The organism is Salinicola rhizosphaerae (assembly GCF_014652715.1).
Lineage (GTDB): Bacteria > Pseudomonadota > Gammaproteobacteria > Pseudomonadales > Halomonadaceae > Salinicola > Salinicola rhizosphaerae.
Window position 1 is genome coordinate 58,544 of record NZ_BMZI01000009.1, and the last position, 26,551, is coordinate 85,094.

Genomic DNA, 26,551 nt, shown 5'->3' on the forward strand with positions numbered 1-26,551 from the left:
CAGCGTTCAGCGTTGACGACACCGACGCTGACAACGAAGAAGGCGCCCCGCGGGGCGCCTTCTTCGTATCTGCAGTGCGTACGTCCGGCAGGTGTCAGGACGGGAGCTCCGCCGGTGCCTCGCGCGTCGGCAGCGGCGGACGCGGTACGCTGGAGATCTCATCGAGCGCCTGCTCGATCCACGCCTCGACGTCGGCCAGCACGTCCTCCGGCCTGCGCCCGTCGGTGGCGATCGGGTCGCCGACCTTCACACGAATCTCACCCGGCTGCTTGACCCAGTGGCGCCCCCAGTGTTCACCGGCATTGTGCGCCACCGGCAGCACCGGCACGCCGGCTCGGCAGGCGATCACCGCACCACTCTTGTTGAAGCGCCGCCGCTGCCCCGGCGCTACCCGCGTACCTTCCGGGAAGATGAGCACGGAGAGGCCCTCGTCCAGGCGCTGCTTGCCGTGCGACAGCACCTGACGCATGGCGGTCGCAGGCTTGGCGCGATCCAGCGGAATCGGCTTCAGCAGCCGCACGCCCCAGCCGAACAGCGGAATCTCGAGCAGCTCCTTCTTGAGCACGGTACAGATCGGCGTCTTGAGCAGCTGCAGGTAGACCGTCTCCCACTCGCTCTGATGGTTGGCCAGCACGACACAGGGCCCGGGCGGCACGCGCTCGCGGCCCTCGATGCGATAGCGTATGCCGCAGGTCAACGAGAGCCACTTCATGATGAAACGGTTGTGGCAATTGAAGAGTCGAAAGCGCTGGCGCAGCGGCAGCGCCAGTCCGACCGGCAACATCAACAGGCCCGACACGAGGATGGCCAGAAAATAACCTGCGTAGAAGATCATGCTGCGAAAGGCTTTCATGTATCGGCCGCTTCCTCGTTGCTGCCTGGATTGTCATCGTCGCCGGCGTCGGGCGAGTCGTCAGTGCCACCGGTGTCATAGCGCTCGCACCAGGCATCCAGCATCAGGCCCAGTTCGAGCCGCCAGGACTTCTGGTGAATGCCGAACACGTCGAGTATGCGACGGCAATCGAGCACCCGACGCAAGGGCACGTCATGATGCTGGTTGAGCGCCTGCAGCGCGCCGAGCGCCACCTGCTGGCCGACACCCTCGAGATGGGTCGCGAGCTGCGTCCGGACGACCGACACGAAGGTATAGGCACTGACCGGCTCGGTGCCCGAGAGATGATAGGTGCCCCAGACGCCCGCACCGCTGTCGAGCTGCATCAGCATGCCGATCAGGCCACGCGCCACCGCCTTGACGGAAGTCGGGCAGAGCACCAGGTCCTGCGGCGCACGCAGCGTCTCGCCGCGCATGAGCGAATCGATCAGGTCGGCGAGCCAGGCATCCTCGCCCTCGAGACCGAACAGCGGTCCCAGGCGCAGCACGATGTGCTGTGGATGGCGGCGCAGCTGCTCGCCCACGCCGACCAGTCGGCGCATGGTTTCGTCACGCGGGCGCGGCATCACGCGCTCGTCGATGGCGCCCTCGGCGCCCTCTTCGAACAGCGTATCGGAGACGCACCAGACGAGCGGAATGCCCAGCGCACGGCTCGCCTCGAGCAGTGCCTCGACGTGATCGGCGTGGGCGTAGACCGCTGCCGGCTCGCAGCGCGCCGGATCCGACAGCGGCGGCACCAGAATCGCATCCGGCGCCACGACAGCGATCGCCGCCGCGTCGAGCGTCGACGCCGCCGGAAGGAACTCGATGTCGCCCCGCGTCGCCGTGGCGTCCAGCAGCGCCAGACTCAGACAATGCGCCGGCTGCGACAAAAGACATTTCACCACCGCACCTCGCTCCCCTTCATCACTGAATCGTTCGTCTCTACCACTTTTGGCCTAGGGCGCATCGTGACGCCCCTGCGGCACAATGCACTCACACTGCGGCGAGCGTCAGGAGATGGCCATCCGGCCAACGTCAGCTCGAGCTTGTCAGGGAGAGAGTGCATGCCAGGAAACGTCACCGTCGTCTGGGAGGTTCGCGCCGAGCTTGGCGAGGGGCCGCTGTGGTCGGATGCCCACCGCGCGCTGCTGTTCGTCGACATCCACGCCGCCCGACTGCATGCGTTCTTCCCCGATGACGGCTCGCGGCGCAGCTGGGATCTGGACGAGTCCTGCTGCTGGCTGCTGCCGACCACAACGGGCAACTTCGTTGCCGGATTGCGCTCGGGGATCGCGGAACTCCAGCTCGGCGAGCACGGCCCGCGTGTCGGCAAGCGTCTCACGCCGATCGACTGGCTGCCGGAGGGTGACCGACTCAATGACGCCAAGACCGATCCCGCAGGGCGGGTCTGGTTCGGCTCGATGGACGACCGCGAGATCCACGCCAGAGGCTATCTCTACCGCCTCGACAGCCGCGGCGTCACCGAGATGGACCGCAACTACCATGTCACCAACGGGCCGGCCATATCGCCGGACGGGTCGACACTCTACCACAACGACAGCGCTCGCCAGACCGTCTTCGCCTTCGATCTCGATAGCGACGGAAAGCTGCACGGTCGGCGCACGCACATTCAGCTCGAGCCAGGATCAGGCCATCCGGATGGCATGACCTGCGATCGCGAAGGCGGTCTCTGGATCGCGCTCTGGGACGGCGCTCGTGTTGCACGCTATCACCCTGACGGCACGCTCGACCGGGAAGTCGCGCTACCGGTCTCCCGTCCCACCTCCTGCGCATTTGGCGGCGACGACTGGCAGCGCCTGTTCGTCACCAGCGCGGCCGTGGGCTGCGCGGACGAGCCGCTCGCCGGGGCGCTGTTCGAGATCGCGGTGGACATCGGCGGCAACCCGGTCGTGCCGGCGGCCCTGCCCAGTTCTCACGCGCTCTAGGCCGTGCGCATGACGCGGCGATAAAAGCCTATGCAGACCGCCACGAAGAGCACCAGGCCGAGCCACTGAGCGATACCGGCAAAGCCGTCTCCGACCAGCGCCAGCGGCGCCGGGGAGCCGCTGAGACCGATGATTCCCGCCAGCACGACGCCGATCAGACTCTCGCCGACGATCAGCCCGGAGGCCAGCAGCACGCCGCAGCGACGCGGTCGTTCGGACGCCGATTCGACAGCCTCGCCTCGCGCCCTTGCACGCGCCGCCAGACGCCGATCGATCAACCAGCCGAGCACGGCGCCGATCACCAGCGGCATGTTGATGCTCGGCGGCAGATAGATGCCGATGCCGACGGCGAGCACCGGTAGACGGGCCTCGCCGCCGCGCCGGCGAAGCCACTCGTCAACGCCGATCAGCGCCGCCCCGATGGCCAGTCCGATGCCGATCATCACCCACTCGAGGTCGTGGGAGAACACCCCCTGCACGATCGCGGTCATCAGCGAAGCCTGCGGCGCGCCGAGCGCCTGGCTCGGGTCCATGCCCGCTCGCGGCATCGCGCCGGCAAAACCGTAGGCGTGATACAAAAGCGACAGCACCGGCGGAATGACCAGGGCCCCGACCAGACAGCCGATGATCAGTGCGACCTGCTGACGCCAGGGAGTCGCACCGACCAGATAGCCGGTTTTCAGATCCTGCAGGTTGTCGTTGGAGATCGCCGCCACCGCCAGAATCACCGACGTGATGAACAGCGCCAGTGCCGTCGGCAACATTCTCGCCACCTCGGGATCGAGCAAGTCGAAGGCATCGCTGACCGCGGTAAAACCGAGCAGCAGCAGCGACACCAGAATCACGCCGACAATGCCGATACCGGAAATCGGGCTGCTCGACGAGCCGACGAGGCCCGCCATGTAGCCGCAGGCGGCCGCGATCAGGAAACCGAAGACCGCGGCGAAGATCACGCTACCCAGCGTCAGGGTCCAGAAGGCGCCGCCCGCGAGCTGCGGCGCAGCCCCGTGCAGGAAGATCGCGAAAACGACCGTCAGCAGCACCAGTAGTACGCCCGTCAGCGCCAGGATGACGCCGGCCGGCAGATCCCTCTCGGTTCGCTTCTGATCACGGAAGGCGCCCTGGCCGCCGCGCATGGCGCCGAGCGACGTGCGAATACCGACCAGCATCGGCTTGAACAGCGTCGCCAGCGTCCACACCGCGGCGATACCGATCGTGCCCGCGCCGATGAAACGGACCTTGTCCGACCACAGCGCCATGCCCGCCTGTGCCAGCGACTGCCCGGCTTGTGGTGGTGTGATGCTGGTTAGCCAAGGGACCGCGATGCCCCAGGCAATCAGCGTTCCGATCAGTATCGCCATCCCGCCGACGATACCGACCAGATAGCCTGCGCCAACCAGCGCCAGCGAGAATCCGGTCGACAGCTGGAAAGCGGCACGCCCCGCCGAGAACCAGATGCTGACGCTGTCCGCCAGCACGCGAAAGCCGCCGCTGGCGAGCGAGAACAGCGCGGCAACCCCCGCGCCCAGTGCAATGTCTCTTGCCCCGGGCTCACGTCCCGGATGCGGTGATGCCGCTGACGCCTCGGGCGCGCTCGCCTGATCGCTCGCCGCCGGCGAGGACTGGCTCCCCAGGTCGAGAATCTCCGCCGCGGCAATGCCCTCGGGATAGGGGAGATCGCTTTCGACCACCATCACCTTGCGCAGCGGGATGGTATAGAGCACGCCCAGAATGCCGCCAATGGCGCAGATCGCGGTGGTCTGCCAGAACGGAAAGCCCTGCCAGTAGCCGATCATCAAGAGGCCGGGCAGCACGAAGATGATCGCCGACAGCGTGCCCGCCGCCGATGCCTGCGTCTGCACCATGTTGTTCTCGAGCTTGTTGGCACCGTGCACCTTGCGCAGTACCGCCATCGAGATGACCGCAGCGGGAATGGCCGAAGCGAAGGTCAGCCCAACCTTGAGGCCGAGATAGACGTTGGAGGCGGTGAACAGCAGCGTGATCAGCGCCCCGAGCGCGACACCGCGCAGCGTCAGTTCCGGCAGCTGCGTTTCGTCGGGAATGGCTCGTGACATGGAAGGAACTCTGCGGATGAACGGGCGATCGTCGGCGCGGATACCATGAACCCGCGCAGAAGATCGTTAGAGGGCTATCGGAGGCGCAATTCTAGAGACTCGTGCCAGCGCCGTCGAGGCATCGCCGCATCCACCGTAAGCGCTCACTCGCGCCGTCCCTCAGGTACCAGGCACCCCCTTCGGCGTTACGGCAACGATATTGCCGTGATCGTCATGCTCGAAGGTCACCACGCGCGACTGCTGCAGGCGCGCGACCTCGTCCGCGTTCATGCCGTAGGTGATGGCCAGACGCTCGGCGGTCATCTGCGCTGCCGGGCGGCGACGGTCGGCATGACGAAAGCGGCGGTAATTGTAGAAAGCCCAGATCAGCAGCGCCGCGCCGGCCGCGGCAATGGTGATCACGTAGATCGTCAACGAAGCCCAGGTGTGGGACTGACTGTCGATCACGTAGTCGCGAAAGCGCACGACGCCGAAGTGCCACCCGAACAAGGTCACCAGCGGCAGAAACAGATAGAGCCAGATCAGCCAGCCGATTCCCGCCAACAGGGCGAACAGGCTGCGCTGGCGGCGCGACTGCAGATCGGGACGATGAATGATCCGGGGCAATCTGGCCGCACCGCGCTGGTGATGAGGATCGCGCATGGTCGACGCTCCTTTCCTGTCTGCATATCGCGTCATTGCTGGATACCGCGGTCGGGACTGGCCCAGCGCGCGCGTTCGCGACGCGAGGCAAGCAGTGTCTTCGGTACTGCCACCACCGCCGTCAGCGTCGATAGCGCCCAGTAGAGCAGCGGATACCAGATGACCCAGAAGTAGTGGCGCAGGAATCCCGCACGCTCGTAGCGCTGGTCGATGCTCAGGCTGACCAGGAACTGGATCAGACAGGTCATACCGAGCAGCAGTCCGTTCCACTGCGGCAACAGCGTGGCGACCTGCCAGCGCGGCGGCAGCGGCATGAAGAACCCGAGACAGAACAGCACCGCGATGGTGAGCATGACGTAGGCCCAGATCAGGCTGGTGAAGTACTCGATGGCCACGCCCCAGAAACGCCGCTGCCGCCAGGAAAGCAGACGCTTGCCGTAACGTAGCATCACCTCGACCCCGCCCTGCGCCCAACGCAGGCGCTGGTTCCAGAGCCCCTTCAAGGTCTCCGGCATATAGATGTAGCAGAGCGCTTCCGGCTCGAAACGAATATCCCAGTGATGCATCTGCAGCCGCCAGGAGACATCGATATCCTCCGTCACCATGTCGGCACGCCAGTAGCCGATGCTATCCAGCGCCGCGCGATTGAACCCGGTGATCACGCCGGAAACGGTGAAGATTCGCCCGTAGGTGCGCTGTGCGCGCTTGATCAGGCCGATGATCGATGAGAACTCGCCCACCTGGATCTTGCCGAGGAGCGTCGAGCGGTTGAGGATGCGCGGGTTGCCGGTCACCGCGCCGACCCTTGGCCCGCCGGTGAGATGCTGCATCATCCAGTAGACGGCATAGGGATGGAGCAGCGCATCACCATCGATCGTCACCAGATAGTCCGAGGGCGCGGCCAGCGCTCCTGCCCGCAGCGCGATCGCCTTGCCCTGGTTGGCGCTGAAATGGATCACCCGCAGCCGCTCGTATCTCTCGGCAAGACGGTCGAGAATCGCGCCGGTGTCGTCGCTGCTGCCGTCGTTGACCGCAATCACGTCGAAGCTCGGGTAGCGCGTCGCCAGCGCGTAGCGGATCGTCTGCTCGACCTGATCCGCCTCGTCGAAGCACGGCACGATGATGCTGACATGGGGCGCATCCGGCGGCAGCGTCTCGAGTCGCGGCGTCATGTCCTTGCCGCGCTCGCGGCGCAGGTAGAACCAGAGCCCGCCGATGATCCACATCCACGCCATGAAGATCGGATAATAGAAGGCGAAACCGAACATGGTGTCGCGCCAGTCGATCGCGGTGACGGCATCGTTGAGCCACTCGATCATTGTTGCTCCTCCGACGGCGGGGTAGATGATGACGCGGGGTTCGACGAAGATTGCGACGAGCTCTCCCAGAGCGATACGGCAGCGCCGGAGCGCAGGTAGGGAAATTCGTTGAGACTGATCCCTTCGAAGGTCGGCTGGAAGGCCGGTTTCTCGGCAATGAAATCATCCGGGTAGTAGGCGAGATTGAGCGCGCCACGGCGCACCAGCTGCTGCATCCAGCCCTTGAATCGCTCGGGGTCGATCCAGCGCTCGCGCTGCCAGTCATAAGGCTGTAACTCGAACACCGTCTTGCGCAGGCCATCGGGTGTCTTCATCACTCGATCGACGAGCCTGTCGAGCCAGGCCTCGGCGACGCCAGGCTCGCGCGACATCCCGGCGTCATCCAGATACGGCATCGCCATCAGCGCCACCTCGTCGTAATGGGCGAGAAACGGTCCGAGCGCCTGCGAGAAGCGCGACTCCGCGCTCGGGTCCAGCACCACGCGGGCGTAGAGATTACGGGCGACGCGGAAGCGATTGCTGCGATTGACGTAGCGCTCGGCGCTGGCGACGGCACCCTCGCCGAAATCGATCAGCGCACGCGTCTTCTCGCGCGGGGTCAACGCGCAGTCGGTGATTGGGCGATCGCTATTGGGCCAGCGTGCGGCGGGCGAGCACGCCTGGCGATCTTCATCCGCGGCCAGATAGGCATCGTCGTGAATCAGCACGCCCTTGACCGAAGGGGTATTGCGCGCCAGATCGGCGTAGATGCCGTTGACGATCGACTGCGACGCCGGCCGGAACGGACTCAACCGCCGGTAATCCCGCTCGGCGATACTGCCTTTCTCACTGCCATCGTTGCGGCGCACGGCGAGCTGTCGTTGACGCTTGCGATCCGGCAGATCGAAAGCCAGCAGCGGTAGCCAGGCATAGACATCGACGCCGGCTCGCGTGCTCAGCTGCCAGGCGACGCGGTTGAAGAGATCGGCCCGCATCGGCAGATAGTCGTTGGGAAAGTAGAGCTGCGACGCCGTGCCGTCGCCGTCGGGATCGGCGAACGCCTGCAGGTAGACGGTACGCACGCCGAGCGCCTTGATGCGGTCGAGCAGCGCCCCCAGGTTGGCGTTCACCTGGGCAGGATCGGCATCGTAGAGGTAGTCCAGATCCACCTGTACCGCACGCTGGATGCGACGTGGCGGATCGATGGTCTGCGCGATCTGCGATTCGAGGGCGACCGGGTCGGGATCGTCCATGGTCAGGAAGCGGCCGAAGTCCGGTCCCTCGTCCGGCGCCGAAATGCGCTGATCGTTGAGGCTGAAAGTGAAGTCATAGCCCGCGCGACGGGCGATCGCTTCGGTTTCGGCGTTGGTCGCGCCGTAGGGCCAGACCAGCGCGCGCGGCCGCTTGCCGGTCCTGGCCTCGAGAATGTCGGCGCTCTGCACCAGATCGTCATGGATGCGCCGCCGGTACTCGGCGTCGCTCTCGTAGGTGCCGCTGGTCGGATCGAAGCGCCGTGCCAGCACTGCCGGTTCGACGTTGCCCTGCGGATTGGCCAGCGTGCCGTGGTGGAGATCCTCGGTATGCGAGGCAACCTCGACCAGGTTCGAGGCCTGCATCTCGCGGATCTGCGCCCAGGTGACGAAGCCCGACCGGCCGCGCTCGCGCCCGTTGTACTCCACTTCACCGTCGCGGGTGCCGTGGATGACCGAGTCATCGTCGATCTGCGCGTTCACTGACGCGCTGCCGAGCGTGTCGACCGCACCGCCCTGCTCGACGGTCTGCAGCCAGCCGGTCTGGACGGCGAACAGCGCCGGATAGTCGAACGCCTTGAGCAGCGGATAGACGCGCGAATAGAAGCTCTCGAGCCCGTCATCGAAGCTCAGCAGCACGGCATTGGCCGGTAGCGCCCGCTGGCCGCTGCGAGCAGCCTGGATATCGTCGAGCGAGACCGGGTGCCAGTCGTGGGACGCCATCCAGTCGAACCACGCCGCCAGCCGTGACGTGCTGATCGCATAAGGGTCGCGAGCCACGCCGGGAGGGATCGAGTCGCGCACGTCATGGAAGCCGAGCGTGACGAAATGACCGGCCGGGATCTGCAGCGTCGCACTTTCGTCGCTGTGCGCCGTGTCGCCGGATGCCGGCGGCTCGGCCAGACAGGCCGAGGCCAGCACCAGACTGAAAAGCCCCATGCCGAGAGCCAGGACGCGACGAACGTCAGACATCATCGATCGCATTACAACACTCCCTCGAAACCGAGCTGGCCGAACCAGCGCTTCTCGCGTTCGCCTTCATAGTCGTGACTACCCCAGCCGACGCCGTAATTGAGCGACCAGGTGCGGGTCAGCTGCCAGGTGTGGCCGTAGGTGGCATCGAGCCCCGTCGCGCTGCCATAGCCCTGCTCCCACTCGTCGGCGGCCCCGAGCGAGAAATTCTGGGTCAGGGCGTGGTTGTAGCGGCGCCAGGTGAGCCAGTCGTGCTCGAGCGCGACACCCGCGGAACGCAGATTCTCGGGGTTGTAGTACGCCGTTTCGGGCTGGCTATTGTGCTCGGCGGAGAGCGAGCCGATCAGGCGCGTCTGATGATGGGCACTGGCCTGCACCCGCTGGGTCAGATCGGCACTGAGGTCGCTGCGCAGGTTGCCGTCGCTGATGTCCAGCGCGCCGAGCGTCAGCGTCGCTTGGCGAGACTCGTTCTGGCGCCAGGTCAGCTGCGCCTGATAGAGCTGCCCGTCCAGGTCTTGGCCCTCGGCGCGCAGCGGCGTCTCCGGTGACTCGGTCTGGGTACGCAGCTGATACTGCCAGCGGTCGTTCAACCACTGCGACCAGCCGAGCTCCAGCCCCACGTCATCCTGCAGTCGATCTCCGCTGACCGCGGCCCACCAGTGCATGCGTCGCCACTGACGCTCGATACCGAAACCCTGCCGGTTCTCGCGCTCTGCGCCTTCGTCGTACGCGCTCCACTGCGTGAGCTGCTCGGCGAAGACCCGGTAGCTGCCGGCAAACCACGGCGAGTTGAGACGCAGCCGGTACTGATAGTCACGACTACCGTTGACCGCGTCGCCGCCGCGGGAACGGCCGAAGGTGCCCTGGCCTTCCAGGGAGAAGTGATCCCGGTCCTGCCACTCGAGGTGATTGCGGCGCACCGCGCTGTCGTTCGGGAACTGGGCCGCCAGCGGCTCGATCATCGCCTGCCACAGCGGAAAATCCTCCCGGTCCTGAGCGTTCTCGGCCATGTTGAGCCGCGCCGACCGATCGCGTGGGGCGTAGGCGGCCGCGAGCTCGGTGGTCAACTGCGCCCGGTCATACCAGCCACGCGCCCGCTGTGCCGTGGCCAGCGCATTGATCGCATCGGTGTTGCGTGGCGCATGCGTCTGCATCCGTTCGGCGCGAGCGAGCGCTTCCGACTCGTGGTTGCGATAGGTCGCGTCGAGAATCTGCAGCCGATCGACCTCGCTGCGCTCCCAGTTGGGCACCGGTGGCGTCTTGGGGTTGGCGCGTGAACGCCAGGCCGGCGTCGACGAGTCGATATCCGCCAGCAGCTTTGCCGCGCGGTCGTACTGCTCGCTCTCGATCAGCGCATAGTAGTAACCGGTTCGGATCTCCAGCGACGGGGTCGTCTGCGCCTCGATCACCTGCCGATAGAGCGTCGCCGCTTGTTCCGGATGGCGCCTGGCCAGGTAGGCATCGGCGACCGCGGCTTGTGCGTAGGCGGGCACCTCGACGCCATCACCCATCAACGATTCATAATCAGCGATCGCCTGTGCGTGCAGATCGAGCCGGTCGAGCACGACCAGCCGGTCGAAACGCGTGCGCCGCGCCGCGTCGCTGTCAGGGGCAAAACCGGCGAGATTGGCATTGAGCTCGGCGAGCGTAGCCTGCAGCGCGCGCTGACGAACCGCGTAGCGCTGGCGGCGCTCCTGGCGGGCCTGCTCCTGAACGCCGTGGCGAATGGCAGCCGTCGTGACATCGGCGTCGAAGCGCGCCTGGGTGGCGGCAGGCCAGTCGGGCTGGAATCGCTCTCGCAGCCGGTTGGCGCGCGCGTAGGCCCCCAGATTCGACAGACTCGAGATCTGCGTCCGCCGCGCCTGGGCGTTGTCCGGCGCGTAATCGAGCACCCGCTCGGCCAGCTGCAGCGCCAGGATCGGGTGGCCCTGCTGACGCTGGCGCTCGGCGATGCCGGCCAGATCATCGGCGTTGGGTCGTCCGTCGCTGCCGGGGCGGATATCGCTGCCGTAGGCCGAAGCCGGCGCGTCGACCGGCGGCAGGCGCCCGTCGGGAAACCGCTCGGCCGCCTGTGCGACAGAGGCACCGGCAAGCAGCGTGACGATCAACCCCCGCCTCAGCGAGCGCGCAATGGGAAACGAGGAGTGCGGGCATGGCCGTTCGGCGTCTGGTCGACGATAGCTATCGTCGGAGACAGCGAAGTCACCCACGCCAATGCGGCGAATACGCATGCGGAAAGTGGCTACCGTAAAGTCCGTTGAATGATGTGCGGTTGCGCACACGCCCAGTCCGTTGGGCGATAGCAAAGCGAAGCCAACTTAGTGTAATCGGAGGTATCTTACAAATAAGCAAACAACGATATATTTGCGGTTTTTACATAGTTACCCAAATCACAATCAATTAATACTTTGATACCTTTCAGCGAGTTAACAGAGAGTGATCGCCTCGAGGCGGCGATATCCGCGCGTCGCAAAATTACATTTCGAAAAAGTGTAACGATAGGGCGAGCATCAGCGGCCACCAACTCGGTGACCCGGGCGGGATTTGCGCGACGTCCGTCGCCAGGGCCAGCGACCACATTCGCCTATCTCTTACAGACATCTGCGCTGGCGCTGACAATTGTGACCGCATCATTCTCGGACGCCGCCGTCGGAAATCACAGCAAACGCCGCCGTTCAGAAAGCAAAAAGCCCTGAAAATTCAGGGCTTTTGGCGAACGTCGACCGACGGCTTCCTCAGAACGGAATCTCGTCGTCGAAGTCGTCGAAGCTGCCGGGATTCGGCGCGCCATAGTTCGGGTTCTGCTGGTTGGGCTGCGGTGCAGGCTGCCCCTGCTGCGGATTCTGGGGCGGGCGCTGCGGCGGCTGCTGGCTGCCGTAGGCAGGCTGCTGACCATAACCGCCCTGCTGCGGCGCGCCGCCGCCATACTGGTTCTGCGGCTGCTGACCGTAGTCCGCGCCACCGCCCTGACCGCTGCGCGAATCGAGCATCTGCATGTCATTGCCGACGATTTCGGTCGAATAGCGATCCTGACCATCCTGCCCCTGCCACTTGCGCGTCTGCAGGCGGCCTTCGATATAGATCCGCGATCCCTTCTTGACGTATTGCTGAGCGATCTCCGCCAGCTTGTTGAACAGCACCACGCTGTGCCACTCGGTGCGCTCCTGGCGCTGACCGCTTTGTCGGTCGGTCCAGGTGTCGGTGGTGGCGATGCGCAGGTTGCACACCGGATTACCCGACGGCAGGAAGCGAACTTCCGGATCCTGTCCCAAATTGCCGATCAGGATGACTTTGTTTACCCCTCGGGCCATCGTTATCTCCTCGCATTCCTGCGTTGCGACGCCTCAGGCGTCGGTTCGTTGCCATTGATTGCCTGCAATACTGGCCAGCGCCTCGGCATCCAGACGCTGACGATCGACCTTGAGATAAGCGACCTGCTCCTCCGGCACGACCATGACATCCTCGACCCCGGTGACCGAGGCAAAACGCTCGAACAGTGTATCGAGCATATCCATGGATTGCTCGTCCAGCGCCACGATCTCGCTGGAGAGATGCCGCGGCGCAGGCATTTTCCACACGACCGCGAGCCAGATCGCGCCAATGATGGCGGCGCCCAGAAACACGCTCTGGATGCCGAAATCCTGCGATAGCGCTCCGCCCAGCGTCCCGCCGAGAAACGCGCCCAGGAACTGGCTGGTGGAGTAGATCCCCATGGCCGTGCCCTTGGCGCCCGCCGGCGCCAGCTTGCTGATCATCGAGGGCAGCGTCGCCTCGAGCAGGTTGAAGACGACGAAGAAGCCCCACAGCAGCAGCAACAGCGTGGTCGTATGCGGCGTCAGCTCGCTGAATCCCAGCAGAATCAGCGTCATCGCCGCCACGGCGCCGACGAAGACCGGCTTCATCTTGCGGTACTTCTCGGCCACGATCACCAGCGGCACCATGGCGATGAAGGCCAGCGCCATCACCGGCAGATAGACCCAGCCCTGGTGCGCCGGCGCGAAGCCCAGGGCCTCGAGCCGGAACGGCAGCGCCACGAAGCATGCCGTCAGAATGAGATGCAGCGCAAAGATCGAGAAATCCAGCCGCAGCAGGTCTCTGCTGCCCAGTGTCGCCTTCAGCTGGCGCCGGTCGATGCCCACGTCCTGGTGCATGCGCTTCGGCGCTCGCGGCACCAGCTTCCACAGGATCAGCAGTCCGCAGGCGGAGAGCGCTGCGGTGAACCAGAAGATCCCGGCGAGCCCGGCGATATCCGCGACCAGGGGGCCGACGACCATGGCGATGGCAAAGGCGACACCGATCGAGAGGCCGATGGTCGCCATGGCGGCGGTACGAATCTCCTCACGGGTCTGGTCGGCCAGCAGCGCCATGATGGCGCCGGCGACCGCTCCGCTTCCCTGCAGGCAGCGCCCGATGATGATGCCGGTGATCGAGGTCGCGCTGGCAGCCACGAGACTGCCGATGATGAAGAGTACCAGGCCACCGCCGATCACGACCTTGCGGCCGATGCGATCGGACAGCAGGCCAAAGGGAATCTGCAGAATGGCCTGGGTCAGCCCGTAGCCGCCCAGCGCCAGGCCGACGAGAAAGGGCGTCGCGCCATCGAGATGATCGGCGTAGAGCGCTAGCACCGGCAGGACCATGAAAAGCCCCAGCATGCGAGAAGCATAGAGACTGGCCAGTCCGACGATGGCGCGCCGTTCGGTAACAAGAAAACGAGAGCTCATGATGACATCACGGTGTTGCGGTACGAGTCAGGCCGTACCGGATGGGATGAACTCGGCCGCGGCGAGGTGCCGGTCCGAGGATGATTCGAGATGAAGAGCCCATTTTACCGCTCGCCCATGGCGAGGAAAAGCGAAGGCCTTTGCCGCTCGCTTGACCGGCAACCTATACTGGTCGTTTTCCCGCGTCGCTTCACGAGGTAGTCATGGACAGCATTCTGGTCAGGGGCGCACGCACCCACAACCTGAAGAATATCGATGTCGAACTGCCACGTGACAAATTGATCGTGGTCACCGGACTGTCGGGATCGGGCAAGTCATCGCTCGCCTTCGACACCCTCTATGCCGAGGGGCAGCGCCGCTACGTGGAGTCGCTCTCCACCTACGCGCGTCAATTCCTGTCGATGATGGAAAAACCCGACGTCGACCATATCGAGGGACTGTCGCCGGCCATCTCGATCGAGCAGAAGTCGACCTCGCACAACCCGCGTTCGACCGTCGGCACCATCACGGAAATCTACGACTATCTGCGCCTGCTCTTCGCCCGGGCCGGCACGCCCCGCTGTCCCGATCACGACGAAGAGCTGGAGGCGCAGACCGTCTCGCAGATGGTCGATCAGGTACTCGCACTGCCCGAAGGTAGCCGTCTGATGCTGCTGGCCCCCGTCATCAAGGGGCGCAAAGGCGAACACCTGCAGCTGCTCAGCGAGCTTCGCGCCCAGGGCTTCGTGCGTGCGGTGATCGACGGAGAGACCGTCGAGCTCGACGACGTGCCGACGCTCGACAAGAAGCGCAAGCACGATATCAGCGTGGTCGTCGACCGCATCAAGGTGCGTCCCGACCTGCAGCAGCGACTGGCGGAGTCGTTCGAGACCGCACTGAACCTGGCCGACGGCACCGCCATCATTCACTTCATGGACGGCGAGCAGGCCGATCTGGCGTTTTCGTCACGCTTCGCCTGCCCTATCTGCGGCTACTCGCTCCCCGAACTCGAACCGCGACTGTTCTCGTTCAACAACCCGGCCGGCGCCTGCCCGACCTGCGACGGGCTCGGTGTACGCCAGTATTTCGATCCGGACAAGCTGATCAGTCATCCGGAGCTGTCGCTGGCCGAGGGCGCGATCAAGGGCTGGGATCGACGCAGCATCTACTATTTTGGTCAGCTGCAGGCCGTGGCCGAGCACTATCGCTTCACGCTCGACACGCCATGGAACGAGCTCGCGCGTCACGAACGCGATATCGTGCTGCACGGTAGCGGCAAGGACGACATCGCGTTCAGCTACGTCAACGACCGCGGGCGCAAGGTGACCCGGGAACACCCGTTCGAAGGTGTCCTGCCCAATCTCGAGCGGCGCTACAAGGAGACCGAGTCGTCGATGGTCCGCGACGACCTGGCCAAGTATCTGGCCGTGCAGCCCTGCCCGAGTTGCGACGGCACGCGCCTCAGACGCGAGGCGCGACACGTGTTCGTCGATGGCCGCAATCTGCCGGAGATCACCCGCATGCCGGTCGGCGAAGCCTGGGATTACTTCGGGCAGCTGACGCTGCCGGGGCGCAAGGGCGAGATTGCGGTCAAGATCGTGCACGAGATTCACGCCCGCCTCGAATTTCTGGTCAACGTCGGCCTGGACTACCTGACGCTGGAGCGCAGTGCCGACACGCTCTCCGGTGGCGAGGCGCAGCGCATTCGACTCGCCAGCCAGATCGGCGCCGGTCTGGTCGGCGTCATGTATATCCTCGACGAACCTTCGATCGGACTGCACCAGCGCGACAATGACCGGCTACTGCGGACCTTGACCCGGCTTCGCGATCTAGGCAACACGGTCATCGTGGTCGAGCATGACGAAGACGCGATCCGCGCTGCCGATTACGTCCTCGACATCGGCCCGGGTGCGGGGGTTCACGGCGGCTCCATCGTCGCCCAGGGCACCCCCAAGCAGATCGAGACGGCAACGCACTCGCTGACCGGCCAGTATCTCTCCGGCAAGCGACGAATCGAAGTGCCGCCCTACCGCCTGCCGGTCAATCCGGACAAGCAGCTGAAGCTGACCGGCGCCAGTGGCAACAACTTGCAGAACGTTGACCTGACACTGCCGTTGGGACTGTTCGTCTGCGTCACCGGCGTCTCCGGGTCGGGCAAGTCGACGCTGATCAACTCGACGCTGATGCCGATCGCCGCTCGCGAACTCAACCGGGCGACGACGCTGTCACCGGCGCCCTATCGCAGCATCGAAGGCCTGGACCAGCTCGACAAGATCATCGACATCGATCAGAGCCCGATCGGACGCACGCCGCGCTCCAACCCGGCGACCTACACCGGCATCTTCACACCGATCCGAGAACTCTTTTCCGGGACCCAGGAGGCTCGCGCGCGCGGCTACAAGCCAGGGCGTTTCAGCTTCAACGTCAAGGGCGGTCGTTGCGAAGCCTGCCAGGGTGAAGGGATGATCAAGGTGGAAATGCACTTCCTGCCGGATATCTACGTCCCCTGCGACGTCTGCCAGGGCAAGCGCTACAACCGCGAGACGCTGGAGATTCAGTACAAGGGCAAGAGCATCCACGAAGTCCTTGAGATGACCATCGAGGACGCGCTCGAATTCTTCAGCCCGGTGCCGGCGATCGCGCGTCGACTGCAGACGCTGATGGATGTGGGCCTGTCCTACGTGCGCCTGGGGCAGAGCGCAACGACCCTCTCGGGTGGCGAGGCCCAGCGCGTCAAGCTCGCCCGCGAACTGGCCAAGCGCGACACCGGTCAGACGCTTTACATTCTGGACGAGCCGACGACGGGGCTGCACTTCGAGGACATTCGCCAGCTGCTCGGCGTGCTGCATCGTCTACGCGATCACGGCAACACCGTCGTCGTCATCGAGCACAATCTAGACGTGATCAAGACCGCCGACTGGCTGATCGATCTCGGCCCCGAGGGTGGCTCAGGCGGTGGCCAGATCATTGCCGAGGGGACACCGGAGCAGGTGGCTGGCATGGATGTGTCCCATACCGGGCGCTTTCTCGCCCCGCTGCTGCCGCAGACCGAGCAGAGGCGGATCAAGGCCAAGCGCGCCTGAGCCCACATCCCCCGCAACGCCAAGGCACGCGGGGGTTCGCTACACTTGACCGAATTTTGTGCTCCGGCGCCTTTCACCCACAGAAATCCGGCCAACCAAAAGAAAACCGGCTATCCGATCGCTCGGATAGCCGGCTTTTTCGCCAGAAGCGACCTGCGACTTACTCGTCGCCGGCGGCTTCCTGAACGGCAGGACGGTCGACCAGCTCGACGTAGGCCATCGGCGCATTGTCACCGGTGCGGAAACCGCACTTCAGCACGCGGACGTAGCCGCCCGGGCGGTTGACATAACGCGGGCCAAGCTCGTTGAAGAGCTTGCCAACGGCTTCCTTGGAGCGCGTGCGGCTGAACGCCAGACGACGATTCGCCACGCTATCCTGCTTGGCCAGGGTGATCAGCGGCTCGATATGACGACGCAGTTCCTTGGCCTTGGGCAGGGTGGTCTTGATCACTTCATGCTCGACCAGCGACGTGCACATGTTCTTGAACATGGCGTGCCGGTGCGAGCTGGTCCGATTCAGATGACGGCCACTCTTACGATGACGCATGATTGCTATTCCTTACCAAACTGGTGATTCGAGTCGGCACACGGACTCGAGACGCCTTGTCTCGAGTCCAGATCGACCCGGGGCTTTAGCCTCAGGCAGAAGCCTTGTCGTCTTTCAAGCTAGCCGGCGGCCAGTTTTCCAGCCGCATGCCGAGCGAAAGACCGCGCGAAGCCAATACGTCCTTGATCTCGTTCAAGGACTTCTTGCCAAGGTTCGGCGTCTTGAGCAGCTCGACTTCGGTGCGCTGAATCAAATCGCCAATATAGTAAATATTCTCGGCTTTCAAGCAGTTGGCGCTACGAACCGTGAGCTCGAGATCATCCACGGGACGCAGAAGAATCGGATCGATCTGATCTTCTTCCTCTTCAGTTTCCTGCTCGCGATCGGCTTCGAGATCGACGAAGGCAGCCAGCTGCTCCTGCAGGATGGTCGCACTGCGGCGAATCGCTTCTTCCGGATCGAGGGTGCCGTCGGTTTCGAGATCGATGACCAGCTTATCGAGATCGGTACGCTGTTCGACACGCGCCGCTTCCACCGCGTAGGAAACGCGACGAACGGGGCTGAACGTGGCATCCAGCTGCAGCCGACCGATAGCACGAGATTCGTCCTCGTCGGAAAGCCGCGCATCGGCGGGCTCGTAACCGCGACCGCGAACGACCTTGAGCTGCATTTTCAGCTCGGTGCCGCCGTTGAGGTGCGCGATCACATGATCCGGATTGACGATCTCGACGTCGTGATCGACGGCGATGTCGCCAGCGGTCATGACACCGGGGCCCTGCTTGTTCAGGGTCAGGACGGCTTCGTCGCGGCCGTGCATCTTGATGGCCACGTCCTTGAGATTCAGAAGAATCTCGATGACGTCTTCCTGAACACCTTCGATGGCGCTGTATTCGTGCAGCACACCGTCGATTTCGGCTTCGACGACGGCACAACCCGGCATCGAAGAGAGCAGGATGCGACGCAGCGCATTCCCCAGGGTATGGCCGAAACCACGCTCGAAGGGCTCCAGCACGATCTTGGCGTGATGTGCGTTGACTTCTTCGACCTTGATGTCGCGGGGACGAAGAAACTCTGTCACTGAACGCTGCATATGAACACCTTCTCAGGCTGCCAAACGAATATGGGTACTCCCGCGTCGGACCGGGCCGCCTGGGCGGCCCGATCTCACACTTACTTGGAGTACAGCTCGACGATCAGGTTTTCGTTGATGTCGGCAGACAGGTCTCCACGTTCCGGGACAGCCTTGAAAGTGCCTTCCATCTTCTTCGAATCGACGTCGATCCACGTCACGTCGCCGCGGTTGGCAGCGATGGACAGTGCCTGCTGGATACGGGCCTGGTTCTTGGCCTTCTCACGCACGGACACGACGTCACCGGGACGCACCTGATAGGACGCCACGTTGACGGTACGGCCATTGACCGAGATCGCCTTGTGGCTGACCAGCTGACGTGATTCGCTGCGCGTGGAGCCGAAGCCCATGCGATAAACCACGTTGTCCAGCCGGGATTCCAGCAACTGCAGAAGGACTTCACCGGTGGCGCCTTTGAGACGCGCGGCTTCCTTGTAGTAGTTGCGGAACTGGTTTTCGAGCACGCCGTAGATGCGACGTACTTTCTGCTTCTCGCGAAGCTGCAAGCCGTAGTCGGAAAGACGCTGACGGCGCTGGCCGTGCACACCCGGGATCTGCTCGGATTTGCACTTCTTCTCGAAGGGAGTCACGCCACTCTTCAGAAAGAGATCGGTGCCTTCACGACGAGACAGTTTACACTTGGGACCAAGATAACGAGCCATGAGTCTGTCTCCTTAAACGCGGCGTTTCTTCGGCGGACGGCATCCGTTGTGCGGAATCGGCGTCGCGTCAGTGATGCTCTGTACACGGAAGCCGGCGGCATTCAATGCACGCACGGCAGACTCACGGCCCGGGCCGGGGCCCTTGACCAGCACGTCGACGTTTTTCACACCATACTCGGCTGCAGCAGTCGCTGCACGTTCACTCGCTACTTGAGCTGCGAACGGGGTGCTCTTGCGAGAACCACGAAAACCCGAACCACCGGCAGTCGCCCAAGAAAGCGCGTTGCCCTGGCGGTCTGTGATCGTCACGATCGTATTGTTAAAAGAGGCGTGGATATGCGCGACCGCATCCACGACCTGCTTTTTAACCTTTTTACGGTTACTGCGCGGGTTAGCCATGTTGATGTAATCCTGATCTTAAACGCCGGAACGTTAAAATTACTTACGAATCGGTTTACGCGGTCCCTTGCGGGTACGCGCGTTGGTCTTGGTACGCTGACCACGCAGCGGAAGACCACGACGATGGCGCAGACCACGATAGCAACCCAGGTCCATGAGACGCTTGATATTCAGCGTCGTTTCACGGCGAAGGTCGCCCTCTACGGTGAACTTGCCCACTTCGGTACGCAGCACGTCCAGCTGTTCGCCGGACAGGTCCTGGACCTTGGTGGTTGGTTCGATGCCAGCAGCGACGCAGATTTCCTGCGCGCGTGTGTGGCCAATCCCGAAGATGTAGGTCAGCGAGATCGCCGCATGCTTGTTGTCCGGGATATTGACGCCTGCAATACGGGCCATCAGCTTACTCCGAAGGTTGAGCGGCTTGCTCGTTAGTCGTCCACAAAGGGCGCAATAGCATACCCCTTTGTCTCTTGCGAGACAAGGGGCATGCCAAGGCCCGCTTTTTCGTTCAGCGTCGAGGCGAGCGAATCAACCCTGACGCTGCTTGTGGCGGGGTTCCGTGCAGATGACACGGACCGCGCCGTTGCGCCGAATGATCTTGCAGTTACGGCACATTTTCTTTACAGAAGCTCGAACTTTCATCGTTCTCTCCAAATGCTCTCTAGCGGCGCTCAGCGCATCAGGCCGCCGCTACCGTAGCCTTTCAGGTTCGACTTCTTCATCACCGACTCGTACTGGTGAGACATGAGATGGGATTGAACCTGGGCCATGAAGTCCATGATTACCACGACCACGATCAGCAGCGAGGTACCGCCGAAATAGAACGGTACTTGCCAGGCGACCACCAGGAACTGCGGCATCAGCGACACCAGCGTGATGTACAGGGCGCCGAACAGCGTCAGCCGCGTCATTACCTTGTCGACGTAGCGTGCTGTCTGCTCTCCCGGGCGGATCCCCGGCAGGAAAGCGCCTGACTTCTTCAGGTTGTCGGCCACATCCTTGGGATTGAAGACCAACGCCGTGTAGAAGAAACAGAAGAACAGCACAGCCGCAGCGAACAGAATGATGTAGAGCGGTGCGCCGGGAGCCAGCTGCTGAGAGGCGATCTGCAGCCACTCGAAACCGTCACCCTGGCCAACCCACTGACCGATGGAGCCCGGGAAAAGCAGAATGCTCGACGCGAAGATCGGCGGAATGACACCCGCCATGTTGACCTTCAGCGGCAGATAGCTGCTTTGCCCCGCATACATCTTGTTGCCTACCTGACGCCGCGGGTAGTTCACCGTGATACGGCGCTGACCGCGCTCGATGAACACCACGAACGCGATGGTCGCGATCCCCAGCAGCGAGAGCGCCAACAGCGGCAGCACGTTCCAGGCGCCATCGTTGCGCGCCAGTTCGAACGACTGACCGATGGCACTCGGCAGCCCGGCCACGATCCCGGAGAAGATGATCAGCGAAATGCCGTTGCCGATACCTTTTTCGGTGATCTGTTCACCCAGCCACATCAGGAACACGGCGCCGGCCACGAAGGTGACGACGGCGGTGAAATAGAAACTGATGTCACCGGAATAGGCCACGCCCTGACTGACCAGACCAACTGACATGCCGCTCGCCTGAATCAATGCCAGCAACACCGTACCGTAGCGGGTGTACTGGTTGATCTTGCGGCGCCCGGCTTCGCCTTCCTTCTTCAGCGCTTCGAGCTGAGGCGATACCGCGGTCAGAAGCTGCATGATGATCGACGCGGAGATATACGGCATGATCCCCAGCGCGAAGATACTCATGCGCTGCAGCGCACCCCCCGAGAACATGTTGAACATGCCCAGGATGGTGCCCTGGTTCTCCCGAAACAGGGCAGCCAGCTGGTCAGGATCGATGCCGGGTACGGGAATGTGGGCACCGATGCGGTACACCACGATCGCGATGAAGACGAAACGCAGGCGTGCCCACAGCTCGCTGAGGCCGCTACCCATGTTCGCCGGCATGTTTCCTGACTTAGCCATTTAGTCCTCTACCTTGCCGCCGGCTGCTTCGATCGCAGCACGCGCACCTTTGGTGACCTTGAGGCCACGCACGGTAACTGCCTTGTCGAGCTCGCCGGAAAGAATGACCTTGGCGTACTCGGTGGCATCCTTGAGCACGTTGGCCTTTTTCAGGCTGCCGAGATCGGCGATGTCACCTTCGACCTTGGCCAGTTCCGCCAGGCGAACCTCTTCGGACACCATCGCCTTACGCGAGGTGAAACCGAATTTCGGCAAGCGACGCTGCAGCGGCATCTGACCGCCTTCGAAGCCCGGCTTGACCGAGCCGCCGGAGCGGGACTTGAGACCCTTGTGGCCACGACCACCGGTCTTGCCCAGACCGGAGCCGATGCCGCGCCCGACGCGCTTCTCAGCGTGCTTGGAGCCCGGTGCCGGGCTTAAGCTGTTGAGTTTCATGGATTACTCTCCCTCGACTCGAACAAGGTAACGTACCTTGTTGATCATGCCGCGAACGGCGGGGGTGTCTTCCAGCTCGACCGAGTGCCCAATGCGACGCAGGCCAAGACCTGTCATCGTCGCCTTGTGCTTCTGCAGGACACCGATGGTGCTGCGGGTCTGGGTGATTTTGATCGTCTCTGCCATGGTCACTTACCCCGCGAGCTCTTCGACAGACAGGCCACGCTTGGCGGCGATGTCTTCCGGAGACTGCATGGAGGCGAGACCTTTGATGGTCGCGCGCACCACGTTCACCGGGTTGGTGGAGCCGTAGCACTTCGCCAGGACGTCATGGACGCCGGCCAGCTCGAGCACGGAACGCATGGCACCACCGGCAATGATGCCGGTACCCGAGGAAGCCGGCTGCATGAAGACCTTGGACGCGCCGTGACGGGCGCGAACCGGGTACTGCAGCGTGCTGCCGCTCAGGCTGACTTTGACCATGTTACGGCGAGCCTGGTCCATCGCTTTCTGAATCGCGACCGGCACTTCGCGTGCCTTGCCGCGACCGAAACCGACCCGGCCGTTGCCATCGCCAACGACGGTCAGCGCGGTGAAACCGAAGATACGGCCACCCTTGACCACCTTGGCGACGCGGTTGACCTGCACCAGCTTCTCTTGCAGATCTCCGCCCTTCTGTTCGTTATTCGCCATCGTAAAACCCTTTAGAATTGCAGACCGCCTTCACGCGCGGCATCCGCCAACGCCTTGACGCGACCGTGGTATTTGAAACCAGCGCGGTCGAAGGCTACCTGAGAGATGCCGGCATCCTTGGCGCGCTCGGCAATCAGAGCGCCCACTTTGGCAGCCGCATCGGCGTTACCGGTCGCACCCTCGCGCAGGCTCTTGTCGAGCGTGGACGCGCTGGCCAGCACTTTGCCACCGTCCGGCGAGATAATCTGCGCGTAGATGTGACGCGGTGTGCGGTTGACGCACAGACGGTTCACACCCAGATCGCGGATCTTGGCGCGCGCGCGGCGGGCACGACGGAGACGAGATTCTTTCTTCGCGTTCATAACCCTGCCTTACTTCTTCTTGGCTTCTTTACGGCGGACGTGTTCGTCGCTGTACCGCACACCCTTGCCCTTGTAGGGCTCCGGCGGACGGAAGGCGCGAATTTCCGCAGCCACCTGGCCGAGCTTCTGCTTGTCCGCGCTTTTCAGCACGATCGTGGTGTTCTTCGGCGTTTCGGCCGTGACACCTTCGGGCAGCGTATAGTCGATCGGGTGGGAGAAACCGAGTGTCAGATTCAGCGTCTTGCCACTTGCCTGGGCACGATAGCCGACGCCATTGATTTCCAGCGACCGAGTGAACCCCTCGGATGCGCCGGTGACCATGTTCTGAACCAGGGCACGAGTGGTGCCGACCATGGCCCAGCTCTTGGCCTGCTCGCTCGGAGCAAAAGTCAGCTGACCATCTTCCTGAGCGATCTTCACGTCGGGATGTACGGTCAGTTGAAGCGTGCCCTGGCCGCCCTTGACGGACAGCTGGTCGCCGTCGAACTTGACTTCGACGCCGTTGGGCAATTTAACCGGATACTTGGCTACGCGAGACATTTCTCACTCCTAGAATACGGTGCAGATGACTTCACCACCGACACCCGCCTGGCGTGCCGCGCGATCGGTCATGACGCCACGAGAGGTCGTCACGATCGCCACACCCAGACCGTCCGCGACCTTGGGCAGTTCGCTCTTGCCCTTGTAGATCCGCAGCGACGGCTTGGAAGCACGCTGGAGGTGTTCGATGACCGGCTTGCCCTCGAAGTACTTGAGGGTCACGGTCAACTCGGGCTTGACGCCTTCGGTGACCGACAAGTCGGTGATATAGCCTTCCTGCTTGAGTACGCGGGCCACGTCTACCTTGAGCTTGGAGGACGGCATGGTGACCGTCTCCTTGGTGGCCATCTGCGCATTGCGGATACGGGTAAACATATCCGCCAGAGTATCTTGCATGCTCATTACATTGCGCTCCTGAATTCCTCGACGTGGCTTACCAGCTGGACTTCTTCAGCCCAGGGACATCGCCACGCATCGCAGCTTCGCGCAGCTTGTTACGAGCCAGTCCGAACTTGTTGTAGTAACCGTGCGGACGGCCGGTAACGCGGCAGCGATTGCGCTGACGAACCTGGCTGGAGTCACGCGGCAGCGACTGCAGCTTCAGTTGTGCGTCGAAGCGCTCTTCGTCAGAAGCGTTGACGTCATAGATGACGCTCTTGAGCGCGGCACGCTTGGCGGCGTATTTATCGACCAGCTTCGCGCGCTTGAGCTCACGCTCAATCATGCTTTTCTTTGCCATGAATCCACCCTTATTGCTTGAACGGGAAGTTCAGCGCGCGTAGCAGCGCACGACCTTCTTCGTCGGTGTTGGCGCTGGTCGTGATGGTGACATCCAGACCACGAATCCGGTCGATCTTATCATATTCGATCTCCGGGAAGATGATCTGCTCACGGACGCCCATGGAGTAGTTGCCGCGGCCATCGAACGACTTCGGATTCAGACCACGGAAGTCACGTACGCGAGGAATCGCGATGTTGACCAGGCGGTCGAGAAAATCCCACATGCGTTCGCGGCGCAGCGTCACCTTGACGCCGATCGGCCAGCCTTCGCGGACTTTGAAGCCTGCGATGGACTTGCGCGCCTTGGTAACCACCGGCTTCTGACCGGAGAGCTTCTCCAGGTCGCCGACGGCGTTTTCGATCAGCTTTTTGTCGCTGGTCGCTTCGCCGATGCCCATGTTCAGGGTCACCTTGGTGATCCGGGGCACCTGCATCACGTTGGCGTAGCTGAACTGCTCTTGCAGCTTAGCCATCACCTCGCTTTGATAACGTTCTTTCAAGTTCGCCATTTTGCTACCCGACTCGCGTTAGGCGTCGATCTGCTTCTGCGTCGACTTGTAGATACGTACCTTGGTACCGTCTTCCTGCACCTGGAAGCCGACGCGATCGGCCTTGCCGGTCTCCGCGTTGAAGATGGCTACGTTGGACGCATGGATCGGAGCCTCACGCTCGACGATACCCCCCGGGTTGCCAACCATAGGATTGGGCTTGGTGTGGCGCTTGATCATGTTGACGCCCGACACGACGTAACGGTCGTTGTCGAGGACGCGCTTGATCGTGCCACGCTTGCCCTTGTCCTTGCCGGCGATGACGATGACTTCGTCGTCACGTTTGATCTTGTGCATATCCGCCTCGCTCCTTACAGCACTTCGGGCGCCAAGGAAATGATCTTCATGAACTTCTCGGTACGAAGTTCACGAGTAACCGGCCCGAAGATACGGGTACCGATCGGCTGTTCGTTGGTGTTGTTCAACAGAACCGCCGCATTTCCATCGAAGCGAATCAGCGAACCGTCGTTGCGACGGACACCGCTGCGCGTACGCACGACAACGGCCTTGAGGACCTGGCCTTTCTTGACCTTGCCCCGCGGAATCGCTTCCTTGACCGTCACTTTGATGATGTCGCCAACGCGGGCGTAACGGCGGTGAGAACCACCGAGCACCTTGATGCACTGCACCCGGCGCGCGCCGCTGTTGTCGGCGACATCCAGCATTGTTTGCGTCTGAATCATTGGTTTTCTCCAAACCTAATCTGACTGCACTGGTTCAGAAGGCGCCGGGCTCAGCCCTTGGCCTGCTCGACCACCTCGACCAACGTCCAGGCTTTCTTCTTGGACAGCGGACGCGATTCCTGAATGGAAACCAGATCCCCGGCCTTGGCCTGATTCGTCTCGTCGTGGGCGTGCAGCTTGGTGGAGCGCTTCATGTACTTGCCGTAGATCGGGTGACGCTCACGGCGTTCGATCAATACGACAATCGATTTTTCCATCTTGTCGCTCACGACCCTGCCGGTGAGCGTACGAGCTTTCTTCGCTTCAGCCATTATTGGTCACCTGCCTTCTGGTTGAGCACAGTCTTGACGCGAGCGATGTCGCGACGCACCTGCTTGAGCAGATGCGTCTGGCTCAGCTGGCCGGTGGCCTTCTGCATGCGCAGGTTGAACTGCTCGCGGAGCAGTTCGAACAGCTGCTCCTGCAGCGCATCGACTGACTTTTCACGCATTTCGTTGGCTTTCATCACATCACCGTCCGTTTCACAAAGGTGGTGGCAATGGGCATCTTCTGGGCTGCCAGAGAGAAGGCTTCACGCGCCAGCTCTTCGGAAACCCCTTCGATTTCGTAAAGCACCTTGCCCGGCTGGATCTGCGCGACCCAGTATTCGACGGAGCCTTTACCTTTACCCATACGAACCTCGAGAGGCTTGTTGGTGATCGGCTTGTCCGGGAATACACGGATCCAGATCTTGCCCCCACGCTTGACGTGACGGGTGATCGCACGACGACCGGCTTCGATCTGACGCGCGGTGATACGGCCGCGATCGGTGGCCTTGAGACCGAAGTCCCCGAAGCTCACCTTGCTGCCGCGATGTGCCAGACCGCGGTTACGGCCTTTCTGCACTTTGCGGAACTTTGTACGCTTGGGTTGCAACATCGATCA

General features: G+C 63.0%; 31 protein-coding genes. 2 read left to right on the plus strand and 29 right to left on the minus strand.

Annotated features, from left to right (window positions below; genetic code table 11):
* Nucleotides 1–94: 94 nt before the first annotated feature.
* Together IE125_RS18235 and IE125_RS18240 are read right to left on the minus strand one after the other, a co-directional pair.
* Nucleotides 95–853: a lysophospholipid acyltransferase family protein gene (locus IE125_RS18235; protein ID WP_189446123.1), complete on the minus strand. Its 759-nt coding sequence runs from the start codon at nt 851–853 to the stop codon at nt 95–97.
* Complete coding sequence (locus IE125_RS18240) at nt 850–1,776, minus strand: sugar nucleotide-binding protein (protein ID WP_189446169.1); 927 nt, start codon at nt 1,774–1,776, stop codon at nt 850–852. The genes IE125_RS18235 and IE125_RS18240 overlap by 4 nt, the downstream gene beginning before the upstream one ends.
* Nucleotides 1,777–1,938: 162 nt before the next feature.
* Between IE125_RS18240 and IE125_RS18245 the strand changes: the two genes are divergently transcribed.
* Entirely contained in the window at nt 1,939–2,820 is an 882-nt protein-coding gene (locus IE125_RS18245; protein ID WP_189446124.1) for an SMP-30/gluconolactonase/LRE family protein, read from the plus strand.
* Here IE125_RS18245 and IE125_RS18250 read toward each other — a convergent pair.
* From IE125_RS18250 to IE125_RS18280, 7 genes are all read right to left on the minus strand, one after another.
* A complete protein-coding gene (locus tag IE125_RS18250) occupies nt 2,817–4,895 on the minus strand; it encodes an OPT family oligopeptide transporter (protein WP_189446125.1) in 2,079 nt (692 codons plus the stop codon). The two genes, IE125_RS18245 and IE125_RS18250, sit on opposite strands and share 4 nt — an antisense overlap.
* Before the next feature lie 159 nt (nt 4,896–5,054).
* Nucleotides 5,055–5,537, minus strand: a complete 483-nt coding sequence (pgaD, locus tag IE125_RS18255) for a poly-beta-1,6-N-acetyl-D-glucosamine biosynthesis protein PgaD (RefSeq protein WP_189446126.1) — start codon at nt 5,535–5,537, stop codon at nt 5,055–5,057.
* Between the two features lie 32 nt (nt 5,538–5,569).
* Nucleotides 5,570–6,856 carry a poly-beta-1,6-N-acetyl-D-glucosamine synthase gene (gene pgaC, locus IE125_RS18260; RefSeq protein WP_189446127.1) on the minus strand — a complete coding sequence of 429 codons (1,287 nt, stop codon included), beginning with the start codon at nt 6,854–6,856 and terminating at the stop codon, nt 5,570–5,572.
* Entirely contained in the window at nt 6,853–9,069 is a 2,217-nt protein-coding gene (pgaB, locus tag IE125_RS18265; RefSeq protein ID WP_229809202.1) for a poly-beta-1,6-N-acetyl-D-glucosamine N-deacetylase PgaB, read from the minus strand. The genes pgaC and pgaB overlap by 4 nt, the downstream gene beginning before the upstream one ends.
* Nucleotides 9,069–11,288, minus strand: a complete 2,220-nt coding sequence (gene pgaA / locus IE125_RS18270) for a poly-beta-1,6 N-acetyl-D-glucosamine export porin PgaA (RefSeq protein WP_189446128.1) — start codon at nt 11,286–11,288, stop codon at nt 9,069–9,071. The genes pgaB and pgaA overlap by 1 nt, the downstream gene beginning before the upstream one ends.
* 504 nt (nt 11,289–11,792) lie before the next feature.
* A complete protein-coding gene (locus tag IE125_RS18275) occupies nt 11,793–12,368 on the minus strand; it encodes a single-stranded DNA-binding protein (protein WP_189446129.1) in 576 nt (191 codons plus the stop codon).
* A gap of 33 nt (nt 12,369–12,401) precedes the next feature.
* Nucleotides 12,402–13,781, minus strand: coding sequence for an MFS transporter (locus IE125_RS18280; RefSeq protein WP_189446130.1), 1,380 nt, complete (start codon nt 13,779–13,781; stop codon nt 12,402–12,404).
* A gap of 203 nt (nt 13,782–13,984) precedes the next feature.
* Here IE125_RS18280 and uvrA point away from each other — a divergent pair, with 203 nt between their 5' ends.
* Nucleotides 13,985–16,843: an excinuclease ABC subunit UvrA gene (gene uvrA / locus IE125_RS18285; protein ID WP_189446131.1), complete on the plus strand. Its 2,859-nt coding sequence runs from the start codon at nt 13,985–13,987 to the stop codon at nt 16,841–16,843.
* A gap of 160 nt (nt 16,844–17,003) precedes the next feature.
* On the opposite strand, the gene rplQ is transcribed toward uvrA, so the two are convergent.
* The 20 genes from rplQ to rplP all read right to left on the minus strand — a co-directional run bounded on the left by rplQ (nt 17,004) and on the right by rplP (nt 26,545).
* Nucleotides 17,004–17,390 carry a 50S ribosomal protein L17 gene (gene rplQ, locus IE125_RS18290; RefSeq protein WP_189446132.1) on the minus strand — a complete coding sequence of 129 codons (387 nt, stop codon included), beginning with the start codon at nt 17,388–17,390 and terminating at the stop codon, nt 17,004–17,006.
* 91 nt (nt 17,391–17,481) lie between these two features.
* The gene (locus tag IE125_RS18295; RefSeq protein ID WP_189446133.1) at nt 17,482–18,480 is read right to left on the minus strand and encodes a DNA-directed RNA polymerase subunit alpha; all 999 of its coding nucleotides are present in this window, start codon (nt 18,478–18,480) and stop codon (nt 17,482–17,484) included.
* 80 nt (nt 18,481–18,560) lie between these two features.
* Nucleotides 18,561–19,181, minus strand: coding sequence for a 30S ribosomal protein S4 (gene rpsD, locus IE125_RS18300; protein WP_189446134.1), 621 nt, complete (start codon nt 19,179–19,181; stop codon nt 18,561–18,563).
* A gap of 12 nt (nt 19,182–19,193) precedes the next feature.
* The gene (rpsK, locus tag IE125_RS18305; protein ID WP_009723883.1) at nt 19,194–19,580 is read right to left on the minus strand and encodes a 30S ribosomal protein S11; all 387 of its coding nucleotides are present in this window, start codon (nt 19,578–19,580) and stop codon (nt 19,194–19,196) included.
* Nucleotides 19,581–19,619: 39 nt separating this feature from the next.
* On the minus strand, nt 19,620–19,976 hold the full coding sequence (rpsM, locus tag IE125_RS18310; RefSeq protein ID WP_189446135.1) for a 30S ribosomal protein S13: 357 nt from the start codon (nt 19,974–19,976) through the stop codon (nt 19,620–19,622).
* Nucleotides 19,977–20,108: 132 nt separating this feature from the next.
* Entirely contained in the window at nt 20,109–20,222 is a 114-nt protein-coding gene (gene rpmJ / locus IE125_RS18315) for a 50S ribosomal protein L36 (protein ID WP_031384759.1), read from the minus strand.
* Between the two features lie 29 nt (nt 20,223–20,251).
* Complete coding sequence (gene secY / locus IE125_RS18320; RefSeq protein ID WP_189446136.1) at nt 20,252–21,586, minus strand: preprotein translocase subunit SecY; 1,335 nt, start codon at nt 21,584–21,586, stop codon at nt 20,252–20,254.
* Complete coding sequence (gene rplO / locus IE125_RS18325) at nt 21,587–22,021, minus strand: 50S ribosomal protein L15 (protein WP_189446137.1); 435 nt, start codon at nt 22,019–22,021, stop codon at nt 21,587–21,589. It abuts the gene before it with no gap.
* Between the two features lie 3 nt (nt 22,022–22,024).
* Nucleotides 22,025–22,207, minus strand: coding sequence for a 50S ribosomal protein L30 (gene rpmD / locus IE125_RS18330; RefSeq protein ID WP_189446138.1), 183 nt, complete (start codon nt 22,205–22,207; stop codon nt 22,025–22,027).
* A 6-nt stretch (nt 22,208–22,213) separates the two neighbouring features.
* Nucleotides 22,214–22,714, minus strand: a complete 501-nt coding sequence (gene rpsE, locus IE125_RS18335) for a 30S ribosomal protein S5 (RefSeq protein ID WP_189446139.1) — start codon at nt 22,712–22,714, stop codon at nt 22,214–22,216.
* A gap of 11 nt (nt 22,715–22,725) precedes the next feature.
* The gene (gene rplR, locus IE125_RS18340) at nt 22,726–23,076 is read right to left on the minus strand and encodes a 50S ribosomal protein L18 (protein ID WP_189446140.1); all 351 of its coding nucleotides are present in this window, start codon (nt 23,074–23,076) and stop codon (nt 22,726–22,728) included.
* Between the two features lie 9 nt (nt 23,077–23,085).
* Complete coding sequence (gene rplF, locus IE125_RS18345) at nt 23,086–23,616, minus strand: 50S ribosomal protein L6 (protein ID WP_189446141.1); 531 nt, start codon at nt 23,614–23,616, stop codon at nt 23,086–23,088.
* A gap of 9 nt (nt 23,617–23,625) precedes the next feature.
* Complete coding sequence (gene rpsH / locus IE125_RS18350) at nt 23,626–24,018, minus strand: 30S ribosomal protein S8 (protein WP_189446142.1); 393 nt, start codon at nt 24,016–24,018, stop codon at nt 23,626–23,628.
* Between the two features lie 31 nt (nt 24,019–24,049).
* Nucleotides 24,050–24,355: a 30S ribosomal protein S14 gene (gene rpsN / locus IE125_RS18355; protein WP_189446143.1), complete on the minus strand. Its 306-nt coding sequence runs from the start codon at nt 24,353–24,355 to the stop codon at nt 24,050–24,052.
* Between the two features lie 10 nt (nt 24,356–24,365).
* Nucleotides 24,366–24,905 (minus strand): 50S ribosomal protein L5, encoded by a 540-nt coding sequence (rplE, locus tag IE125_RS18360; protein ID WP_189446144.1) that lies wholly within the window; start codon nt 24,903–24,905, stop codon nt 24,366–24,368.
* An 18-nt stretch (nt 24,906–24,923) separates the two neighbouring features.
* The gene (gene rplX / locus IE125_RS18365; protein ID WP_189446145.1) at nt 24,924–25,241 is read right to left on the minus strand and encodes a 50S ribosomal protein L24; all 318 of its coding nucleotides are present in this window, start codon (nt 25,239–25,241) and stop codon (nt 24,924–24,926) included.
* Nucleotides 25,242–25,255: 14 nt separating this feature from the next.
* Entirely contained in the window at nt 25,256–25,627 is a 372-nt protein-coding gene (gene rplN / locus IE125_RS18370; protein WP_089688530.1) for a 50S ribosomal protein L14, read from the minus strand.
* 50 nt (nt 25,628–25,677) lie between these two features.
* Nucleotides 25,678–25,938, minus strand: a complete 261-nt coding sequence (rpsQ, locus tag IE125_RS18375; RefSeq protein ID WP_189446146.1) for a 30S ribosomal protein S17 — start codon at nt 25,936–25,938, stop codon at nt 25,678–25,680.
* Entirely contained in the window at nt 25,938–26,132 is a 195-nt protein-coding gene (gene rpmC, locus IE125_RS18380) for a 50S ribosomal protein L29 (protein ID WP_071230713.1), read from the minus strand. The genes rpsQ and rpmC overlap by 1 nt, the downstream gene beginning before the upstream one ends.
* Nucleotides 26,132–26,545, minus strand: a complete 414-nt coding sequence (gene rplP, locus IE125_RS18385; RefSeq protein ID WP_189446147.1) for a 50S ribosomal protein L16 — start codon at nt 26,543–26,545, stop codon at nt 26,132–26,134. Before rplP ends, rpmC begins: the two co-directional genes overlap by 1 nt.
* Nucleotides 26,546–26,551: the final 6 nt, after the last annotated feature.

Excerpts from the sequence above, each read along its gene's own strand:
- rpsK (WP_009723883.1), bottom strand. The coding sequence starts at position 19,580 with ATGGCTAACCCGCGCAGTAACCGTAAAAAGGTTAAAAAGCAGGTCGTG.
- rpsD (WP_189446134.1), bottom strand. The coding sequence starts at position 19,181 with ATGGCTCGTTATCTTGGTCCCAAGTGTAAACTGTCTCGTCGTGAAGGC.
- pgaB (WP_229809202.1), bottom strand. The coding sequence starts at position 9,069 with ATGCGATCGATGATGTCTGACGTTCGTCGCGTCCTGGCTCTCGGCATG.
- rpsQ (WP_189446146.1), bottom strand. The coding sequence starts at position 25,938 with ATGGCTGAAGCGAAGAAAGCTCGTACGCTCACCGGCAGGGTCGTGAGC.
- pgaA (WP_189446128.1), bottom strand. The coding sequence starts at position 11,288 with ATGCGTATTCGCCGCATTGGCGTGGGTGACTTCGCTGTCTCCGACGAT.
- rplO (WP_189446137.1), bottom strand. The coding sequence starts at position 22,021 with ATGAAACTCAACAGCTTAAGCCCGGCACCGGGCTCCAAGCACGCTGAG.
- pgaD (WP_189446126.1), bottom strand. The coding sequence starts at position 5,537 with ATGCGCGATCCTCATCACCAGCGCGGTGCGGCCAGATTGCCCCGGATC.
- rpsM (WP_189446135.1), bottom strand. The coding sequence starts at position 19,976 with ATGGCCCGTATTGCAGGCGTCAATATCCCGGACAACAAGCATGCGGCG.
- rplR (WP_189446140.1), bottom strand. The coding sequence starts at position 23,076 with ATGAACGCGAAGAAAGAATCTCGTCTCCGTCGTGCCCGCCGCGCGCGC.
- rplX (WP_189446145.1), bottom strand. The coding sequence starts at position 25,241 with ATGCACAAGATCAAACGTGACGACGAAGTCATCGTCATCGCCGGCAAG.
- rpsE (WP_189446139.1), bottom strand. The coding sequence starts at position 22,714 with ATGGCGAATAACGAACAGAAGGGCGGAGATCTGCAAGAGAAGCTGGTG.
- rpsN (WP_189446143.1), bottom strand. The coding sequence starts at position 24,355 with ATGGCAAAGAAAAGCATGATTGAGCGTGAGCTCAAGCGCGCGAAGCTG.
- IE125_RS18275 (WP_189446129.1), bottom strand. The coding sequence starts at position 12,368 with ATGGCCCGAGGGGTAAACAAAGTCATCCTGATCGGCAATTTGGGACAG.
- IE125_RS18245 (WP_189446124.1), top strand. The coding sequence starts at position 1,939 with ATGCCAGGAAACGTCACCGTCGTCTGGGAGGTTCGCGCCGAGCTTGGC.
- rpsH (WP_189446142.1), bottom strand. The coding sequence starts at position 24,018 with ATGAGCATGCAAGATACTCTGGCGGATATGTTTACCCGTATCCGCAAT.
- rpmD (WP_189446138.1), bottom strand. The coding sequence starts at position 22,207 with ATGGCAGAGACGATCAAAATCACCCAGACCCGCAGCACCATCGGTGTC.
- rplE (WP_189446144.1), bottom strand. The coding sequence starts at position 24,905 with ATGGCGAACTTGAAAGAACGTTATCAAAGCGAGGTGATGGCTAAGCTG.
- IE125_RS18295 (WP_189446133.1), bottom strand. The coding sequence starts at position 18,480 with ATGCAGCGTTCAGTGACAGAGTTTCTTCGTCCCCGCGACATCAAGGTC.
- rpmC (WP_071230713.1), bottom strand. The coding sequence starts at position 26,132 with ATGAAAGCCAACGAAATGCGTGAAAAGTCAGTCGATGCGCTGCAGGAG.
- rplQ (WP_189446132.1), bottom strand. The coding sequence starts at position 17,390 with ATGCGTCATCGTAAGAGTGGCCGTCATCTGAATCGGACCAGCTCGCAC.
- rpmJ (WP_031384759.1), bottom strand. The coding sequence starts at position 20,222 with ATGAAAGTTCGAGCTTCTGTAAAGAAAATGTGCCGTAACTGCAAGATC.
- IE125_RS18280 (WP_189446130.1), bottom strand. The coding sequence starts at position 13,781 with ATGAGCTCTCGTTTTCTTGTTACCGAACGGCGCGCCATCGTCGGACTG.
- uvrA (WP_189446131.1), top strand. The coding sequence starts at position 13,985 with ATGGACAGCATTCTGGTCAGGGGCGCACGCACCCACAACCTGAAGAAT.
- rplF (WP_189446141.1), bottom strand. The coding sequence starts at position 23,616 with ATGTCTCGCGTAGCCAAGTATCCGGTTAAATTGCCCAACGGCGTCGAA.
- pgaC (WP_189446127.1), bottom strand. The coding sequence starts at position 6,856 with ATGATCGAGTGGCTCAACGATGCCGTCACCGCGATCGACTGGCGCGAC.
- rplP (WP_189446147.1), bottom strand. The coding sequence starts at position 26,545 with ATGTTGCAACCCAAGCGTACAAAGTTCCGCAAAGTGCAGAAAGGCCGT.
- IE125_RS18235 (WP_189446123.1), bottom strand. The coding sequence starts at position 853 with ATGAAAGCCTTTCGCAGCATGATCTTCTACGCAGGTTATTTTCTGGCC.
- secY (WP_189446136.1), bottom strand. The coding sequence starts at position 21,586 with ATGGCTAAGTCAGGAAACATGCCGGCGAACATGGGTAGCGGCCTCAGC.
- rplN (WP_089688530.1), bottom strand. The coding sequence starts at position 25,627 with ATGATTCAGACGCAAACAATGCTGGATGTCGCCGACAACAGCGGCGCG.
- IE125_RS18250 (WP_189446125.1), bottom strand. The coding sequence starts at position 4,895 with ATGTCACGAGCCATTCCCGACGAAACGCAGCTGCCGGAACTGACGCTG.